General features: G+C 64.9%; 14 protein-coding genes. 6 read left to right on the top strand and 8 right to left on the bottom strand.

The window, feature by feature from the left end:
- Positions 1–6 precede the first annotated feature (6 nt).
- From L286_RS0124990 to rpmI, 4 genes are all read right to left on the bottom strand, one after another.
- Positions 7–387 carry a GIY-YIG nuclease family protein gene (locus L286_RS0124990; RefSeq protein ID WP_025160830.1) on the bottom strand — a complete coding sequence of 127 codons (381 nt, stop codon included), beginning with the start codon at positions 385–387 and terminating at the stop codon, positions 7–9.
- A gap of 46 nt (positions 388–433) precedes the next feature.
- Positions 434–1,054 carry a LysE family translocator gene (locus L286_RS42045; RefSeq protein WP_020817521.1) on the bottom strand — a complete coding sequence of 207 codons (621 nt, stop codon included), beginning with the start codon at positions 1,052–1,054 and terminating at the stop codon, positions 434–436.
- Between the two features lie 194 nt (positions 1,055–1,248).
- On the bottom strand, positions 1,249–1,611 hold the full coding sequence (gene rplT, locus L286_RS42040; protein ID WP_007689504.1) for a 50S ribosomal protein L20: 363 nt from the start codon (positions 1,609–1,611) through the stop codon (positions 1,249–1,251).
- 14 nt (positions 1,612–1,625) lie between these two features.
- Positions 1,626–1,829 (bottom strand): 50S ribosomal protein L35, encoded by a 204-nt coding sequence (gene rpmI / locus L286_RS42035; protein ID WP_007689506.1) that lies wholly within the window; start codon positions 1,827–1,829, stop codon positions 1,626–1,628.
- 158 nt (positions 1,830–1,987) lie between these two features.
- On the opposite strand from rpmI, the gene L286_RS42030 reads away from it, so the two are divergent.
- The gene (locus L286_RS42030; RefSeq protein ID WP_020817522.1) at positions 1,988–4,156 is read left to right on the top strand and encodes an AsmA family protein; all 2,169 of its coding nucleotides are present in this window, start codon (positions 1,988–1,990) and stop codon (positions 4,154–4,156) included.
- Between the two features lie 45 nt (positions 4,157–4,201).
- Here L286_RS42030 and L286_RS42025 read toward each other — a convergent pair whose 3' ends face one another.
- Positions 4,202–4,915, bottom strand: a complete 714-nt coding sequence (locus L286_RS42025; protein WP_020817523.1) for a GDSL-type esterase/lipase family protein — start codon at positions 4,913–4,915, stop codon at positions 4,202–4,204.
- 118 nt (positions 4,916–5,033) lie between these two features.
- Between L286_RS42025 and L286_RS42020 the strand changes: the two genes are divergently transcribed.
- On the top strand, positions 5,034–5,990 hold the full coding sequence (locus tag L286_RS42020) for an acyltransferase family protein (RefSeq protein WP_020817524.1): 957 nt from the start codon (positions 5,034–5,036) through the stop codon (positions 5,988–5,990).
- Between the two features lie 4 nt (positions 5,991–5,994).
- On the opposite strand, the gene L286_RS42015 is transcribed toward L286_RS42020, so the two are convergent.
- Positions 5,995–6,495, bottom strand: a complete 501-nt coding sequence (locus tag L286_RS42015) for a hypothetical protein (RefSeq protein ID WP_020817525.1) — start codon at positions 6,493–6,495, stop codon at positions 5,995–5,997.
- 64 nt (positions 6,496–6,559) lie between these two features.
- Positions 6,560–7,843, bottom strand: coding sequence for a phosphoribosylamine--glycine ligase (gene purD, locus L286_RS42010; protein WP_025160796.1), 1,284 nt, complete (start codon positions 7,841–7,843; stop codon positions 6,560–6,562).
- Positions 7,844–7,850: 7 nt separating this feature from the next.
- Here purD and xseA point away from each other — a divergent pair, with 7 nt between their 5' ends.
- The 4 genes from xseA to L286_RS41990 all read left to right on the top strand — a co-directional run bounded on the left by xseA (position 7,851) and on the right by L286_RS41990 (position 13,769).
- A complete protein-coding gene (xseA, locus tag L286_RS42005) occupies positions 7,851–9,350 on the top strand; it encodes an exodeoxyribonuclease VII large subunit (RefSeq protein WP_020817527.1) in 1,500 nt (499 codons plus the stop codon).
- A 31-nt stretch (positions 9,351–9,381) separates the two neighbouring features.
- Positions 9,382–9,591 (top strand): DUF2093 domain-containing protein, encoded by a 210-nt coding sequence (locus tag L286_RS42000; protein WP_007689519.1) that lies wholly within the window; start codon positions 9,382–9,384, stop codon positions 9,589–9,591.
- Between the two features lie 15 nt (positions 9,592–9,606).
- Positions 9,607–10,434 carry a M23 family metallopeptidase gene (locus L286_RS41995; protein ID WP_020817528.1) on the top strand — a complete coding sequence of 276 codons (828 nt, stop codon included), beginning with the start codon at positions 9,607–9,609 and terminating at the stop codon, positions 10,432–10,434.
- A 320-nt stretch (positions 10,435–10,754) separates the two neighbouring features.
- A complete protein-coding gene (locus tag L286_RS41990; RefSeq protein ID WP_020817529.1) occupies positions 10,755–13,769 on the top strand; it encodes a TonB-dependent receptor plug domain-containing protein in 3,015 nt (1,004 codons plus the stop codon).
- Positions 13,770–13,857: 88 nt separating this feature from the next.
- Here L286_RS41990 and clpB read toward each other — a convergent pair whose 3' ends face one another.
- Positions 13,858–16,437, bottom strand: coding sequence for an ATP-dependent chaperone ClpB (gene clpB / locus L286_RS41985; protein WP_020817530.1), 2,580 nt, complete (start codon positions 16,435–16,437; stop codon positions 13,858–13,860).
- Positions 16,438–16,541 lie beyond the last annotated feature (104 nt).

Below are 16,541 nucleotides of genomic sequence, written 5' to 3'. Positions count from 1 at the left end.
TCTTCGTCATTCCCGCGGAGGCGGGAATCCATTTCCCACCCTGTTCCAATCACCTGACGCCTTGACGATGCGCCGACTCTTCAATGGCTCGAACCCGAAATCGAGCGCCAAATCCCGCCAATCGGGATTCTCCCGTCCGATCAGGCCGATTTTCCATTGCCTGTTCCATTTCTTGATCTGCTTTTCACGCCGGATCGCCTCTTCCATTGAGCCGCCGCTCTCGAACCAGACCAGCCGGTTCACGCCGTAATCCTTTGTGAAGCCCTCAATCAAGCCGGAACGGTGCTGATATATCCGTTGAACGAGATTTGATGTGACTCCGATATACAGCGTGCCATTTTTGTGACTGGCAAGAATGTAGACTGTCGGATCGAAGTCTCGTGTCACGGCTGGCTCCGGGGATGGGTTCCCGCCTTCGCGGGAACGACGACGATCAAGCCCGCGCCCCCAGCAACGCCCCGCCGAAGCCGATGAACATCAGCCCCGTTCCCCGATTGAACAACCGCTGCCGGTCCGCGGGCGCCAGCCAGCGGGCGAGCTTCGCGCCCCCCAGCGCATAGACGCACTGCCAGCCGAATTCGATGGCGACGAAGCTGATCACGAGGATCGCCAACTGCATCGCAAAGGGCCGGCCGGTATCGATGAACTGCGGAAACAGCGCGGCCGCGAAGATGATGAGCTTGGGATTGCTGAGCCCGGTGAGCAATCCGGTGCCATAGAGCGCCCGCAGCGACCGTGCCCGCGTGGCGCCCACCTCGCCTGCTTCGCCCACCGGCGCGCGCCAGGCCTTGACGCCCAGCCAGATCAGATAGGCGACGCCGGCGTAGCGCAGCCCGTCGAACAGGCGCGGAGAGGCTTTCAGCAACGCCCCCAGCCCCAGCGCGGAGGCGATCAGGCACAGCAGGATCGCGCTCATCAGCCCCGCCATGGTGGCGATCGCGCGGCGCGGGCCATGATGGATGCTCTGCGTCATCACATGCAGCATGTTCGGTCCCGGCGTGGCCGAGATCAGGAAAACCGCCGTGACGTAGAGCCACCAGACATGCAGCGACATGGGTTTTCTCCTTTGCAGGCCAGCGCACAACCCGTTCGTGTCGAGCGTGGTCGAGACACGGACGCCCCTGCTTCCCGGCTGCGCTCGAAGCGAACGGATGAAGGGCGATTGGCGCCAATGCCAGGCAAAAACAAAGGGGCGCCGAAGGCATCTGCCCCGGCGCCCCTTTGGACGATCTTGCGATCGTTCTAAGTTCAGGCCGCGGGCAGCGCAGCCTTCGCCTGGGCGATGATGGCGCTGAACGCCTCGCCCTCGTGCATCGCGATGTCGGCCAGAACCTTGCGGTCCAGTTCCACGCCGGCCAGCTTCAGGCCGTGCATGAACTGCGAATAGGTCAGGCCCTCGGCGCGGACGCCGGCGTTGATGCGCTGGATCCACAGGCCGCGGAAGGTCCGCTTCTTGACCTTGCGGTCGCGATAGGCGTACTGGCCGGCCTTTTCGACGGCCTGGCGGGCGATGCGGATCGTGTTCTTGCGACGGCCATAATAGCCCTTCGCCTGATCCAAAATCCTCTTATGCTTCGCCTTGGTGGTCGTACCACGCTTGACACGTGCCATTGGTCAGCCCTCCCTTACTTCAGGCCATAGGGCGCCCAGAGGCGCACATGGGCCACGTCGGCGTCGGACATGACCGAGGTGCCGCGATTCTGGCGGATATATTTCGCATTGTGGCTGATCAGGCGGTGACGCTTGCCAGCGACGCCGTGCTTGACCTTGCCGGAAGCGGTGAACTTGAAGCGCTTTTTCACACCGCTCTTGGTCTTGAGCTTGGGCATTTTCGTCTCCTTTTACAGCGCGACGATTATGGACAGCCACGGCAGCCCTAGATAGCCGGGCGGTCCTTCTTGAATATCGCGAAGGGCGGCCCATAGTCGCAAGCATCCCGGAACGCAAGCGATTCGGACCCAAAAAGGCGGACCGGCGTTCAACCGCCATGGCCGACGCAGATCCCCTCCGGCCGGATAGGCCGGCGAGCGAGCCGCCGCATCCTCGCGGCGCGGGCCACCATGTCCAACGCATGCGCCAGGGCTGGCGAAGGCTGCCCCTGCCGGTGCGCATCCTGCTCTGGATCGTCGGCATCCTCTTCGCGCTCTGGCTGATCCTCTTCATCACCAAGGGCCGCTTCCTCAAGCATCCCTTCGAACGGATGCTCGGCAGCCGCCTGGAACGCACCGTGCGCGTCGGCGGCGACTTCCAGCTTTATTTCGATCCCATCGCCATCAAGTTCCGCGCAGAACATATGGCCATCGCCAACACGCCCTGGGCCAGCCGCCCCGACTTTTTCCGCGCCGACCTGATCGACAGCCGCATCGCGCCGCTCAGCCTGATGTTCGGCGACAAATACAAGCTGGGCTGGCTGGAACTGCGCAACGCCGCCGTTGACCTCGAATGGTCGCGGGACGGCAGGAGCAACACGTGGACCTTCGGCGATCCGGACAGGAAGGGCGAACCGCTCAACCTGCCGCTGATCCGCCGCGCTCTCCTGGCCGGCACGACGCTGCGCTATCGCGATCCCCGCATGCAACTCGCCGCCGACCTGGGCTTCGAGACTGTGAAGGCGCGGGACACCCGCTTCGCCGGCGACGTGCGCTTTTCCGGCACCGGGACGATGCGGGCCCGTCCCTTCACGCTGCGCGGCGGCCTGCTTTCGCCCGATGAAACGGTGACGGGCGGCAGGAACCAGCTTGCCCTCCAAGCAGAGGCGGGCGCGACCGTGCTGGAGGTCAGCGGCACGCTGCCCGGCGCGACCGAGATCGAGGGCGCGGACCTGCGCCTGCTGGCCCACGGCCCCAATCTAGCCCGGCTGTTCGATTTCCTGGGCGTCGCCATTCCCGAAACCCGCGCCTATCGTTTCACCTCCGCCCTGACCAAGGCGGGCGGCGAATGGCGGTTCACCCATCTCAAGGGCCGCTTCGGCGACAGCGACCTGGCTGGCCGCCTGACCGTGTCGCTGCCTGACGATCGCCTGTTGCTGAAGGCCGACCTCGCCACCCAAAGCCTCGACATAATCGATGTCGGTCCCTTCATCGGCTACGATCCCGAACGGCTGGCGCGGCAGGGCAAGGCGGGCGCGATCCGAACGGTCGGCGGCGCGCCGCGCATCCTGCCCGACGCGCCGCTGCGGGTGGAGGCGCTGCGCAATTTCGATGCGCGGGTCCGCTACGACGTCCGCCGCATCCGCGCCGACAATCTGCCTGTGTCCAACATCGGCCTGACGCTTTCGCTTGACCGCAGCCTGCTCACCTTGTCGCCGCTGACCTTCGACATGTCGGGCGGCCATGTCAGTTCCGACATCAGCATCGATGCCCGCGTGCAGCCGGTCCGCACCGTCTACGACATCCGCCTGTCGCCCACGCCGATGGGCAAGCTGCTCGCCCGCTGGGGCGTCGAGGAATCCGGCACCACCGGCACGATCAAGGCGCGGGTCCAGATGACCGGCCTCGGCAACACGCTGCACGATTCGCTCGGCGCGTCCAACGGCCGCATCGCGGTGATCCTGCCGGCTGGCTCCATGTGGGCGCGCAATGTGCAACTGTCGGAACTCGACATCGGCACCTTCATCACCAAGATGTTCCAGAAGAAGCTGAAGGATCCGGTGGAGATCAATTGCGGCCTGATCGCCTTCACCGTGCGCGACGGCGTGGCGGCCGCCGATCCGATCATCATCGATACGCGCAAGAATGTGATGCTGGGCCGGGGCGGGTTTTCCTTCCGCAACGAGAGCCTGGACCTCGCCTTCCGCGCCGACGGCAAGAAGTTCAGCCTGTTTTCCGGCCAGTCGCCTGTCGGCATCGGCGGCACTTTCGCCAGGCCGGGCATCGACGTGATCAGCCCCGAACTGGTCGCGCGCGGCGGCGCGGCGGCGGCGCTCGGCATCGCGGCCACGCCGCTTGCCTCGGTGCTTGCCTTCGTCGATGTCGGCGACGCCAAGAGCGCCGCCTGCGGCCCGGTCCTCGCCGGCGCGACCGCCGCCGCCCAGCGCACCAGGGGCGGCGAGCCCCGCGACGATGTCGGCCGCGGCACCACGGCCAAGGACGAGGCCGGCAGGGGCACCGCCCGCGAAAACAGGAGCCAGGAAAAGAAATTCCTGGGCATCTTCTGACCCGTCAGATGCCTTCGGGGGAGGGAACGCGCCTTCCTTTCGCCATCAGCGGGCGCAGCGGCGTACCGTCTCGGGCGGCAGGATGTCGTCCAGTCGCTGGCGCACCACCTTGGCCCAGATGCGATATCCCGCGGGGTTCATATGCACCCCGTCCGCCCGATAATTGTCGCCCAGCTTTCCGCCCTCCAGCAGCGGCGTCGTGATGTCGCCATAATAGGTCAGCGGCACGCGCTCGATCAGTCTTCGCGCAGCCGCGTTGAACAGCATCTGGCTCCCGAGGATCGAGCGGCGCGTCGGACTGGGCTTCATCGACAATATCAACACCGGCACATCGCCCATCATCCGGTTGCGCAGGTCCAGAAATCGCCCAAGGTCGTGGACCACAGCGCGAACCTCGACGCCGCTGGCGATGTCGTTCTCCCCGGCGTAGAGGATGATCGCCGCCGGCTTGTTATCCTTGGCTGCATTGGCGAAGCGCGGCAGGATTTCGGCAAAGGTCGCATCGTCCATGCCCCGGTTGCGCGCATCCCAGGGCGCCATGTCCCGGCTGAGGCTGGTCCAGCGGTGCATGGACGAACTGCCCACGAACCAGAGCGAGCAGGCGCCTTGCCGCGCGCCCTCATCCGGCAGCGTCACATGCGCCGCCTGGTACCGTCCCACCGCCAGCCAGCCGCCGACGATCAGGCAGAAGATGAGGATTGCCAGCCCGCATTTGGCAAGAGGCGAGGCGTCGAGGCGTTGCAGCAGCGGCGTCTTCATCGGAAAGATATAAGTAGCGCTTTTTGACGCGCTGCAAAGCCGCAAATCCTTACGAGACCTTAACGATCCGGCAAGGATGTGGCACTATCGTTCTGATTCAGGGCGTTAGGGCATTTCCGTGAGCAAGAATCCATCGATCGACCTCCTGAAAGGCGTGCTGATGCTGCTCGTCATGGCCGGGCATGTGATGGAGATCACCGGCGGCCATGATCTGGCGCTGTGGGTCGGATCGGGATTCCGCATGCCGTTGATGATCGGAATCTCCGGCTATCTGCTCAACGTTACCCGCACCCGCAGCGACAGCATCCAGCGCCTGGTGTCCCGCTATGGCCGGCGCATGCTGCTGCCGTGGCTTTTCGCCGGCATGGCGTACATGATCGCCAGCGGAGCGGCGCTGCGCTGGACCCTGCCTTTCGACCTTCTGTTCCGGCCGCCCTTTCACCTCTGGTATGTGCCGACGCTGTTCTTCCTGATCATGCTGACGCGGCTGATGCCTTTCTCGCCGCTGGTGCTGCTGGCGGCCGGCACGCCGGTCAGCCTTTCGATCATGTACGGCTTCGGCCTGGATCACGGACCCCTGGGCGACGGACTGTTGTCGCCCGACAGCCGATTCCTGCGTTATACGGTCTATTTCTTCTTCGGCATGCTGATGGCGGAACGGCGGGTTTCACGACGCTATCTGCCGATCGCCGGGGCAGTCGCGCTGCTGGGCCTTCTCTGGTGGTCCGGCCTCTATCATGGCCATGATCCCCTGGCCTTCGTGCCTGCGCGGCTTCTGATGTGCCTTGGCCTGATCGCGCTGCTGCCGACGCTGTCGGCCCTGCGGCTGCATTTCGCGCCGGTCAATGCGATCGGGCGGGACAGTCTTTTCTTCTACCTCTGGCACCCGCTGGTCATGGGCGTGATCGTCATGACGGGCGCGGGGGCGGCGGCGACGCTGGCGCTGTCGATCCTGCTGCTGGCGGCGGCTTGCCGCCTGACGGCGCGGGGGGCGCTGTTTCCGCTGCTGTTCGGCAGCGCGCCGCAAGGGGGCAGGGTGGCGCCAACCCCGGCGACGGCGCCCCTACCGGCCTGACCGTTCAGATCTTGCCATATTTCGCTTCGAAACCGGCCAGGTCTCCGGCCGCGAGATATCTGGCCTGGTCGATCCACTGGTCGCGCACCGGGCGGCCCTTGAAATTGCCTAGCCTGGCATCGATGGCGGCTATGTCGGCATCGCTCCAGCCGGCGATCTGGGCATAGCGGGTGACGCCCAGATCGAGCAGCAACGCGTTGAGCTTCGGCCCCACGCCCTTCAGCTTCAGCAGGTCGTCGGCATCGCCGGGCGGCGCGGCGGCGGCCGGCGATGCGGGGGCCGCAGGTTGCGCCGAAATAGGGGCAGCGGCGACAGGTCCGGGCGCGGCCGGCTCTGCTGGGTCGGCAACGGGCGGAGCGGCAACGGGAGCGGCGGGCTTCTTCGTCTCCACGGGCGCGGCCGGCTCGCCCGCCCGGTTGCGCCCGGACAGCAGGAATATGACGCCTATGATGACCAGCAGCGCGATCAGCAGCCACAGGCCATAGTCCATGAAAAATTCCTGCATCGCTCGTCCCTCCCTGTCCGAATTCGCCCTATTTAAAGATGGTTGAACGCGCGCCGCAAGGGGATCAGCGCGCTTCCTCCTCCCGCGCGACTTCCCTCCATCCGATGTCGCGGCGGCAGAAGCCGGTCGGGAAGCCGATGGCGTCGACCGCCTTGTAGGCTGCCTGCTGCGCCGCCTTTACCGTGTCGCCGGTCGCGGTGACGTTCAACACGCGGCCGCCATTGGCGACAATCGCGCCGTCCTTGTCCGCCGTCCCCGCATGGAAAACTCGCGCCCCTGCGGCCTCCGCCGCGTCGATGCCGCTGATCGCGCCGCCCTTTTCCGGCGTGCCGGGATAGCCGTTCGCGGCCATGACGACGGTCAACGCGGCGCGCTCAGCCAGTTGCACCGGTCCCTGATCGGCCAGCCGCCCCTCCGCTACCGCCAGCAGCAATTCGACCAGATCGCCGTCGAAACGCATCATCAGCACCTGGCATTCGGGGTCGCCGAAGCGGGCATTATATTCGATCAGCTTCGGTCCCTCGTCGGTCAGCATCAACCCGGCATAGAGAACGCCGCTATAGGGCGTCCCCTCGGCCGCCAGCGTGTCGACCGTCGGACGGACGATCTTCTCGATCACTTCCGCCTCCAGTTCCGGGGTCAGCACGCGGGCCGGGCTATAGGCGCCCATGCCGCCGGTATTGGGCCCAGTGTCGCCGTCGCCCACGCGCTTATGGTCCTGCGCCGACCCGAAGGGCAGGATCGCGCTGCCGTCGGTCAGGGTGAAGAAGCTCGCTTCCTCGCCGGTCATGAATTCCTCCAGCACCACTTCCGCGCCCGCGGAACCGAAAGCGCCGGAAAACATGTCCTCGATGGCCTCGACCGCCTGCTCGCGCGTTTCCGCGATGATGACGCCCTTGCCCGCCGCCAGCCCGTCGGCCTTGATCACCACCGGCAGCGCGAAATCGTCCAGCGCGGCAATCGCGCCGTCCTTGCTGGTGACGCGCTCATAGGCGGCGGTGGGGATGCCCGCCCGCTTGCACAAATCCTTGGTGAAGCCCTTCGACCCCTCCAGTTGCGCCGCCTTCTTGCCGGGCCCGAACACCGGGTATCCCTTCACCCGCAAATTGTCCGCCAGCCCGTCGACCAGCGGCGCTTCCGGCCCGATCACCACCAGCCCGATGCTGTGGCGCAGGCAGAAATCCACGACGGCGCGATGATCCGTGGCATCCAGGTCGACCAACGTCGCATGCTGGGCTATGCCGGGGTTGCCAGGCGCGGCATAAAGGGTGGCAAGGGCGGGCGATTGCGCCAGCTTCCACGCCAGCGCATGTTCGCGGCCGCCGCCGCCCAACAGAAGGATGTTCATTTCGCCCATGTCCCCGGAATATGAAGCTGGATATGATGTGTCGGGGCGCCTGTTAGCCGAGGAACGCTCAGGGGACAACGCGCCGCCGCTCAGCGTGAGCGAATTGTCGGCCCTGCTGAAGCGCACAGTGGAGGACCGTTTCGGCCATGTCCGCCTGCGCGGCGAGATTTCCGGGTTCAAGCGGGCGGGGTCCGGCCACATCTATCTCTGCCTCAAGGACGACAATGCCGTGATCGACGGCGTGATGTGGAAGGGCGGGACGGCGCGCCTGCCCTTCGCGCCGCAGGACGGGGTGGAGGTGATCGCCACCGGCAAGCTCACCACCTATCCCGGCCGCTCCAAATATCAGATCGTGATCGATCGGATGGAACTGGCGGGCGAAGGCGCGCTGATGGCGCTGCTGGAAAAATTGAAGCAGAAACTCGCCGCCGAAGGGCTGTTCGACCGATCCGCCAAGCGCCGCCTGCCCTTCATGCCCCGCGTCATCGGCGTCGTGACGTCGCCCACCGGCGCGGTGATCCGCGACATTCTCCACCGTCTGGAGGATCGCTGCCCGACGCAGGTGCTGCTCTGGCCGGTGCTGGTGCAGGGGCAGGGCGCGGCGGAACAAATCGCCCGCGCCGTCCAGGGATTCAGCGCGATGCAGCCCGGCGGCCCCATCCCCCGGCCCGACCTGGTGATCGTGGCGCGGGGCGGCGGATCGATAGAGGATCTGTGGAGCTTCAACGAGGAAATCGTCGTCCGTGCCGTGGCCGAATGCTCCATCCCGATCATCTCCGCCGTGGGGCATGAAACGGACACGACGCTGTGCGACTATGCCGCCGACATGCGCGCCCCCACGCCCACCGCCGCAGCGGAAATGGCCGTACCGGTTCGCGCCGAACTGCTGGCGATGCTGACCGAACAGGGTCTGCGCATGGACCGGGCCGTGCGGCGCGGCGCGGCGCAGGCCCGCGAACGGCTGGACATGCAGGCGCGGCTGATGCCCACGCCCGACACGCTGCTTGCGCCCCAGCGCCAACGGCTCGACCAATTGTCCGATGGCCTTGCCAGCGCCCTGCGGCACCGCATCGCCGATGCCCGCACGCATCTGGGCCAGGCGGGCGGCGCGCTGCGCCCCGCGCTGCTGCGCCAATATGTCAGTCGCGCCGCCGAGCGCGTGGCCCGGCTGCAACTGCGCCCCGATTATCTGGAGCGCGTCTATCGGGACCGGGCGACCGCCTTCGACCGGGTGTCGCGGCTGTTCACCTCGGTCAATCCCGACCTGCCGCTGCAACGCGGCTTCGCGCGGGTGATGGCGGGCGACCGGCTGGTGAAATCCGTGACGGATGCGCAGGCGGCGGGCGCGGTCAGCCTGCACTTCCGCGACGGCGCGGTGGGCGCGACCATCGAAGGCGGCACGCCCCTTGAGAAGCCGTCCACGGAAGCTATATCGAACCCGTCACGCCCCCCGCGCAAAACCCGCGAGGGCAAGGAGGCGGGCCAACCGGACCTGTTTTCCCGATGACGCCGCTGCGCAAGAAAGGCCGAGTGATCCCATGCTGATGTCCAACCGCGACCGCCCGGCCCGGCTGCACTATATGGCCTACAGCTTCCGCGTGCTCCAGGCGGGCGACCATGTGCTCTGCGCCGTCAGCGGGCGGAAAATCCCGCTGGAGGATCTGCGCTACTGGAGCATCGCCCGGCAGGAACCCTATGCCAGCGCCGAAATCTCCGCCCAGGCCGAATTGAAGGCGCGTGGCCTGTAAGATGCCGGGTCGTTCATGAAGGGCTGGATCGCCGCCGCCGCACTGGCGACGACCGGCATGGCGGCTGAGGCGCCCCCTCCCGCGCAACTGATGCTGACCGGCCAGCCCGTCCAGGGCGGCGTCCTGCTGGGCACCGCGCCCAAGGGAACCGCCGAACTGCGCCTCGACGGACAGCTAGTGCCGGTCGATGCCGACGGCCGCTTCCTGATCGCCTTCGACCGCGACGCGCAACCGCAGGCTCGGCTGACCGGACGCCTGGCCGACGGCACTCCGCTCGACCGCGCCCTCGCCGTCGCGCCCCGCGACTGGCGGATCGAGCAGGTGAACGCCCCGCTGCGCCCGACGAAAAGCACCGAAGCCTTCCTCGCGCTGCGCAAGCCCGAACTGGAACGGATCGCTGCTGCGCGCAATGTCGTGACGGACGCGCAGGGCTGGCGCCAGCGCTTCATCTGGCCGCGCATCGGCCGCATCTCCGGCCTGTTCGGATCGCAGCGCGTCTATCAGGGCCAGCCGGGCGCCTATCATGGCGGCGTCGACATAGCGGGCGCGCCGGGCGAGCCCGTCGTTGCGCCAGCCGATGGGGTAGTGATCCTGGCCGCCGACCGCCCCTTCACGCTGGAGGGCAATCTGCTGATGATCGACCATGGACATGGATTGAACAGCGCTTTCCTCCATCTCTCGCGGATCGACGTGATTCCCGGCCAACATGTGGTCCAAGGACAGCGCATCGGCGCGATCGGCGCCACCGGCCGGGCCACCGGACCCCATCTTCACTGGGGCATGAAATGGAATGATGCGCGGATCGACCCCCTCCTGGTGGCGGGGCCGATGCCGCAAAGTTGAAGCAATATTTCACGGAACTATAATTTTATTCGTTCGTTTCGCCGCACCGAAACGCAAAATTTTCTCCCAAAACTCAGGCCTGTAACAATGTTGTTAAACGGGCGTTCAATCTCCTTTTCTCGGTCTGTGGCATAATTGCTACAGTGCCGGTCAAATGCGATTTTCGACCTTCCACTCTGCTTTACACTCATAAAACGACTGCGCAGAGTATCGCGCAGCACGTGTGAAGAGGGTTTGCTGTCGGGCTCCTTTCGCCCTCTTCACGCGTCAAGAAAAGTGCGCGGGGCAATCCGCGGACCTCCAGAGCAAGGGACTGGATAGTGAAGACCATAACCAAGATCGGGCTGCGCGGTGGCGCGGCTCTTCAGGCGTTGACGCTCGTCAGCGCCGGCCTCGCGGCCTTCTCCGTACCCACTTTCGCACAGGATGCTGCGCAGGGTGCCAATGCGGATGAGGGCGATGTCATCGTCGTCACCGGTTCTATCATCCGCCGCACCGATGCAGAAACGCCGTCGCCGGTTACGACCGTCTCGGTTGAAAGTCTCGATAAGCGGGGCATCAGCACCGTTCAGGAAGGCCTACAGCGCATCGCGGCCAATAACGGTCCGGCGCTGACCAACAGCTTCTCTGCCAACGGCGCGTTTGCTGCCGGTGCTTCGGCCGTGTCGTTGCGCGGTCTGTCGACCAACTCGACTCTGGTCCTGTTCGACGGCTTGCGTGCGGCCTATTATCCGCTGTCGGATGACGGCACGCGCAACTTTGTCGACCTCAACACCATTCCCGATGACATTGTCGACCATATTGAAGTACTGCGCGACGGCGCCTCTTCCAGCTACGGCGCGGACGCGATTGCGGGCGTGGTCAACGTCATCACCAAGAAGAATTTCAAGGGCATTTCCGGCCGTGTCGAAAGTGGCATCTCCAGCCGCGGCGATGGCCAGCAATATCGTCTGTCGCTGACCGCCGGCACCGGCGATCTGGAGGACAATGGCTACAACGCCTATGTCAGCGGCTTCTACTACAACAGCAAGCAGCTGAAGAACGACCAGCGCCGCTATCCCTACAACAGCGACGATTATCGCAACATCTGCCATGATGGCGTGTGCGGTCCAAACAATGTCGTTGACGGTCTGGACGCCGACGGCGCCTATCCGGGGTTCAGCCCGGTCGTGACCAACACCGGAAGCACCCTGTTCGTGCGTCCGGCCGATGCGCTGACCGGCACGCAGAGCGGCCGTTATCAGTTGCTCAATCCGGCCGTCGCTTGCCAGCGCGGCTCCCTTTACAATCTGACCGCCGCTGAACTGGCCGATGCGGCCAATGCTGCCGCGCCCACCACCGTTTGCCAGGAAGACCTGACCAAGAATTATGGCGTCATCAACCCGGATATTGAACGTTACGGCCTGTCGGCCCGCTTCACCGCCCGCGTCGGCGATTCGAGCGAAGCCTATGCAGAATTCAACTTCCTGACGACCAAGGTCGCCTATGACGGCCTGCCCAGCACGCTCCGCGCGAACGCGCCGGCGCCTTTTTACTTCCCGCGCTATTCGACCTCGGGCAACGTCGCCTATTATGGCAACAACAATATCCTGCAGCTACCGGTCTATGTCTGCCCGCGCGGCACGACCGTGGCCTGCACGGCCGCCAATGGCACGCTAAACCCGAACAACCCGTTCGCGGCATCCGGGCAGAATGCGGCGCTCATTGGCCGTTTGCCCAACTCGATCGAACATGATGAATCGCGCACCCGCGCCTATCGCGGCGCGTTGGGCATCAAGGGGCCGATCAACGACAAGTGGAACTATCAGGTCGACGCGACCGCGATGCACATGGATCTGCGTCGTAAGTCGGACGGCTATGTCTACATCCAGCATCTGCTGGACGTGATCGCGGACGGCAGCTTCAATTTCCTCAATCCGAACGCCAACAGCCAGGCGACGATGGATTATCTGATGCCGACGGCGATTGCCAATTCGACGTCGGATATGGTGCAGGTGCAGGCGAACGCCAGCGGTGATCTGCTCGACCTGCCGGGTGGTCCATTGCAGCTCGGTGTTGGTGTGTCGTTCCGTTATGAGGCGATCGACTCGCCGTCGATCAACTCCGACATCAACGGCGGTACGGAACGCTATTACCGTCTGAACGGCTTCGCCGTGAAGGGCGATCGCCGCGTCTATTCGGCCTATGCGGAACTGAATGCGCCGATTTTCGACCAGCTCGAAGTCAACGCATCGGGACGTTACGACCGTTATTCCGGCGGCCTCGACAATTTCTCGCCCAAGATCGGCGTGAAGGTGAAGCCAATCAAGGAAGTGTTGCTGCGCGGCACCTATTCGCGCGGTTTCCGCGTTCCCAGTTTCGGTGAAGCCAACGCAACCTTCCCGACCACGGGTTTCGTGACCAACAACCAGAGCCTGTTCAACGACACTTATCTGGCTCAATATGGTTGCACGGTCGCTACGTTCAGCGCATGCCCCCAATATATCCGCAGCGGCAGCTATGGTCAGACCTCGCTTGCCAATCCGGAGTTGAAGGCTGAAAAGTCGCGCAGCTTCACGGCGGGCATCCTTGTCGAACCGATGCGGGGCCTGTCCTTCTCCGTCGATTATTATAATATCAAGAAGACGGGTGCGATCACGACCGCCGACAATACCCCGGCACTGCAGGCCTATTATGCCGGTCTGCCGATCCCGGCGGGCTTCAACGTCATCGAAGACGTGCCCATTGCGCCGGGCGATCCGCGTCAGCCGCGCGTCGCGTTCGTCCAGTCGGGCTTCATCAACGCGAACACCATCAAGTCGGAAGGCCTGGATTTCGCCGCGAACATCGACATGCCGATCAGCGACGGCATCCGTTGGTCGAGTTCGCTGGAAGCCAGCTACATTCTCCGTCTGGAAACCGAGTTCCCCGACGGTTCGGTAGAACGCTATGACGGTACGCTCGGCAACTTCAACCTGACGGCTGGTTCGGGCACGCCCAAATGGCGCGGCACCTGGACCAACACGCTGGACTTTGGCGGCTTCGCCCTTAGCGGCACGGCCAACTTCTTCGGTGGCTACGATACGTCGGCGATGGACCAAGGCACCGGTTACAAGGATTGCGGCCTGAACGACGGCTCGCTGCCTTGTCGGGTGAAGGACTACATCACTTTCGACCTCAACGCGCAGGTCAAGGTGACGGATCAGTTCACCTTCTACGCCAACATGCTGAACGTGTTCGACAAGCTGCCGCCGATCGACACGATCACCTATGGCGCCCATGCCTACAACCCGGTTCAGGGTGGCGAAGGTATCCTGGGCCGCTATTTCCGCATCGGCGCGAAGTTCAACTACTGATCTTCACTGGTTCGAAAGGGTATGAGGAAAGGGCGCTTCCATCAGGAAGCGCCCTTTTTTTGGCCTATCCGGTCCAAGTTGAGGACGATCACTCCAAACTCAACTTCAACCCTCCATCCCCCTCATCCACCCTCACCGTGGCCCCATCCGGCACCTCGCCGCGCAGTATCAAATCCGCCAGCGGATCCTGCAGATAGCGCTGCACCGCCCGCTTCAACGGCCTCGCGCCATAGACCGGATCGTAACCGACCCGCCCCAGCCACGCCCGCGCCCCGTCGGTCAGGTCCAGCGTCACCTTGCGGTCCTTCAACAGCTTGCCGATCCGCGCCACCTGGATGTCGACGATCGGCGCCATATGGCTCGCGCCCAGGCGGTGGAACAGGATCACCTCGTCCAGCCGGTTCAGGAATTCCGGCCGGAAATGCGCCCGGACGATGTCCATCACCTGATCCTCGACCTTCTCTACCGGCTCGTCATCGGCCAGCGAGGCGATGAACTGGCTGCCCAGGTTCGACGTCAGCACGATGATCGTGTTGGTGAAGTCCACCGTCCGCCCCTGTCCATCGGTAAGGCGGCCATCGTCCAGCACCTGCAACAGCACATTGAACACGTCGCCATGCGCCTTCTCCACCTCATCGAACAGCACGACCTGATAGGGCCGCCGCCGCACCGCCTCGGTCAGCACGCCGCCTTCCTCATAACCGACATAGCCCGGAGGCGCGCCGATCAGCCGGGCGACCGAATGCTTCTCCATGAACTCGCTCATGTCGATGCGCACCATCGCGCTGTCGTCGTCGAACAGGAATCCGGCCAGCGCCTTGGTCAACTCCGTCTTGCCCACGCCCGTCGGCCCCAGGAACAGGAAAGACCCCAGCGGCCGGTTCGGGTCCTGCAAGCCTGCCCGCGACCGGCGCACGGCGGTCGACACGGCCTTCACCGCCTCCGCCTGCCCGATCACGCGCTTGCCCAGTTCCGCTTCCATGGCGAGCAGCTTCTCCCGCTCGCCTTCCATCATCTTATCGACGGGAATGCCGGTCCAGCGGCTGACCACCGAAGCAATGTCCTCCGGCGTCACTTCCTCGCGCAGCATCGCGCCCTGGGTGACGTTCTGCGCCTCTTCCAGCTTGCGCTCCAGTTCGGGAATGCGCCCGTAAGCCAGTTCCCCCGCCTTGGCGAGGTCGCCTGCCCGCTGCGCCTGATCCAGTTCGACCCTCGCGGCGTCCAACTGTTCCTTCAGCTTGCTCTCGCCGGCGATCTTGTCCTTCTCCGCCTGCCAGCGTTGGGTAAGTTCGGCCGACTGCTGCTCCAGATTAGCCAGGTCTTCCTCCAGCGCCGCCAGGCGATCCTGCGAAGCCTTGTCCGTCTCCTTCTTCAGCGCCTCCCGCTCGATCTTGAGCTGGATGATTCGCCGGTCGAGCGTCTCGATCTCCTCCGGCTTGCTCTCCACCTCCATGCGCAGCCGCGACGCCGCTTCGTCCATCAGGTCGATGGCCTTGTCCGGCAGGAAACGGTCGGTGATGTAGCGGTTGGAGAGGGTCGCCGCCGACACGATCGCGCCGTCGGTGATCCGCACGCCATGGTGCAGTTCATATTTCTCCTTCAGGCCCCGCAGGATGGAGATGGTGTCCTCCACCGTCGGCTCGCCCACGAAGACCGGCTGGAACCGCCGCTGCAAGGCCGGGTCTTTCTCCACATATTTGCGATATTCGTCGAGCGTCGTCGCGCCGATGCAATGCAGTTCGCCGCGCGCCAAGGCAGGCTTCAACAGATTGCCCGCGTCCATCGCGCCCTCGGACTTGCCCGCGCCGATCAGCGTGTGCATCTCGTCGATGAAGAGGACGATTTGCCCCTCCGCGCCCTTCACCTCGTCCAGAACGCCCTTCAGCCGCTCCTCGAACTCGCCGCGATATTTGGCCCCCGCGATCAGCGACCCCATGTCGAGCGCCATCAGCGTCCGGTCCTTCAGCGTATCGGGCACGTCGCCATTGGCGATGCGCAGCGCCAGCCCTTCGGCGATGGCGGTCTTGCCGACGCCGGGATCGCCGATCAGCACGGGATTATTCTTGGTCCGCCGCGCCAATATCTGGATCGTCCGCCGGATTTCCTCGTCGCGGCCGATGACGGGGTCCAGCTTGCCCGCCCGCGCCGCTTCGGTCAGGTCGCGGGCGAATTTCTTGAGCGCGTCGTACCGATCCTCCGCCCCCGCCGTGTCGGCCGTGCGCCCGCCGCGCAGAGCGTTGATCGCGGCGTTCAGCCCCTCCGCCTTCACCCCGGCGGCCGCCAAGGCCTTGCCCGCCGCCGTGGTGGTGGCCAGGGTCAGCGCCAGCAACAGCCGCTCGACCGTGACGAAGCTGTCCCCCGCCTTGGCCGCGATCTGCTCGGCGGAATCCAGCACCCGCACCGCGTCATTGTCCAGCCCCGGCGTCTGCTGCGCCCCGCTGCCCGACACCACGGGCACTCTGGCCAGCGCTGCATCGGTTTCGCGCAGCGCCACGCTCGCATCGCCGCCCGCCGCCTTGATCAGCCCGGACGCCATGCCCTGCTGGTCCTCCAGCAACGCCTTCAACAGATGCTCCGGCCCGATGCGCTGGTGGCTCATCCGGATCGCGACGGTCTGCGCCGACTGGAGGAAACCCTTGGCGCGGTCAGTGAATTTTTCGAGGTTCATCAGAGTCCTCTCTTGCAATTTGGCCCTTCGTGAAGCTGGTCATGATGTAATGTTGCATAAAAGCAACACAAGAGGCCCTACGCAAATATCCCTAGGGCGCTCCT

Source organism: Sphingobium sp. HDIP04 (genome assembly GCF_000445085.1).
GTDB classification, from domain to species: Bacteria; Pseudomonadota; Alphaproteobacteria; order Sphingomonadales; family Sphingomonadaceae; genus Sphingobium; species Sphingobium indicum.
Note: the sequence above shows the minus strand (reverse complement) of the source record. Positions and strands in the feature narration are given on the sequence as shown.

Coding starts and splice junctions, on each gene's coding strand:
- L286_RS42045 (WP_020817521.1), bottom strand. CDS start 1,054: ATGTCGCTGCATGTCTGGTGGCTCTACGTCACGGCGGTTTTCCTGATC.
- rplT (WP_007689504.1), bottom strand. CDS start 1,611: ATGGCACGTGTCAAGCGTGGTACGACCACCAAGGCGAAGCATAAGAGG.
- rpmI (WP_007689506.1), bottom strand. CDS start 1,829: ATGCCCAAGCTCAAGACCAAGAGCGGTGTGAAAAAGCGCTTCAAGTTC.
- L286_RS42030 (WP_020817522.1), top strand. CDS start 1,988: ATGGCCGACGCAGATCCCCTCCGGCCGGATAGGCCGGCGAGCGAGCCG.
- L286_RS42025 (WP_020817523.1), bottom strand. CDS start 4,915: ATGAAGACGCCGCTGCTGCAACGCCTCGACGCCTCGCCTCTTGCCAAA.
- L286_RS42015 (WP_020817525.1), bottom strand. CDS start 6,495: ATGCAGGAATTTTTCATGGACTATGGCCTGTGGCTGCTGATCGCGCTG.
- purD (WP_025160796.1), bottom strand. CDS start 7,843: ATGAACATCCTTCTGTTGGGCGGCGGCGGCCGCGAACATGCGCTGGCG.
- xseA (WP_020817527.1), top strand. CDS start 7,851: ATGTCCCCGGAATATGAAGCTGGATATGATGTGTCGGGGCGCCTGTTA.
- L286_RS42000 (WP_007689519.1), top strand. CDS start 9,382: ATGCTGATGTCCAACCGCGACCGCCCGGCCCGGCTGCACTATATGGCC.
- L286_RS41995 (WP_020817528.1), top strand. CDS start 9,607: ATGAAGGGCTGGATCGCCGCCGCCGCACTGGCGACGACCGGCATGGCG.
- clpB (WP_020817530.1), bottom strand. CDS start 16,437: ATGAACCTCGAAAAATTCACTGACCGCGCCAAGGGTTTCCTCCAGTCG.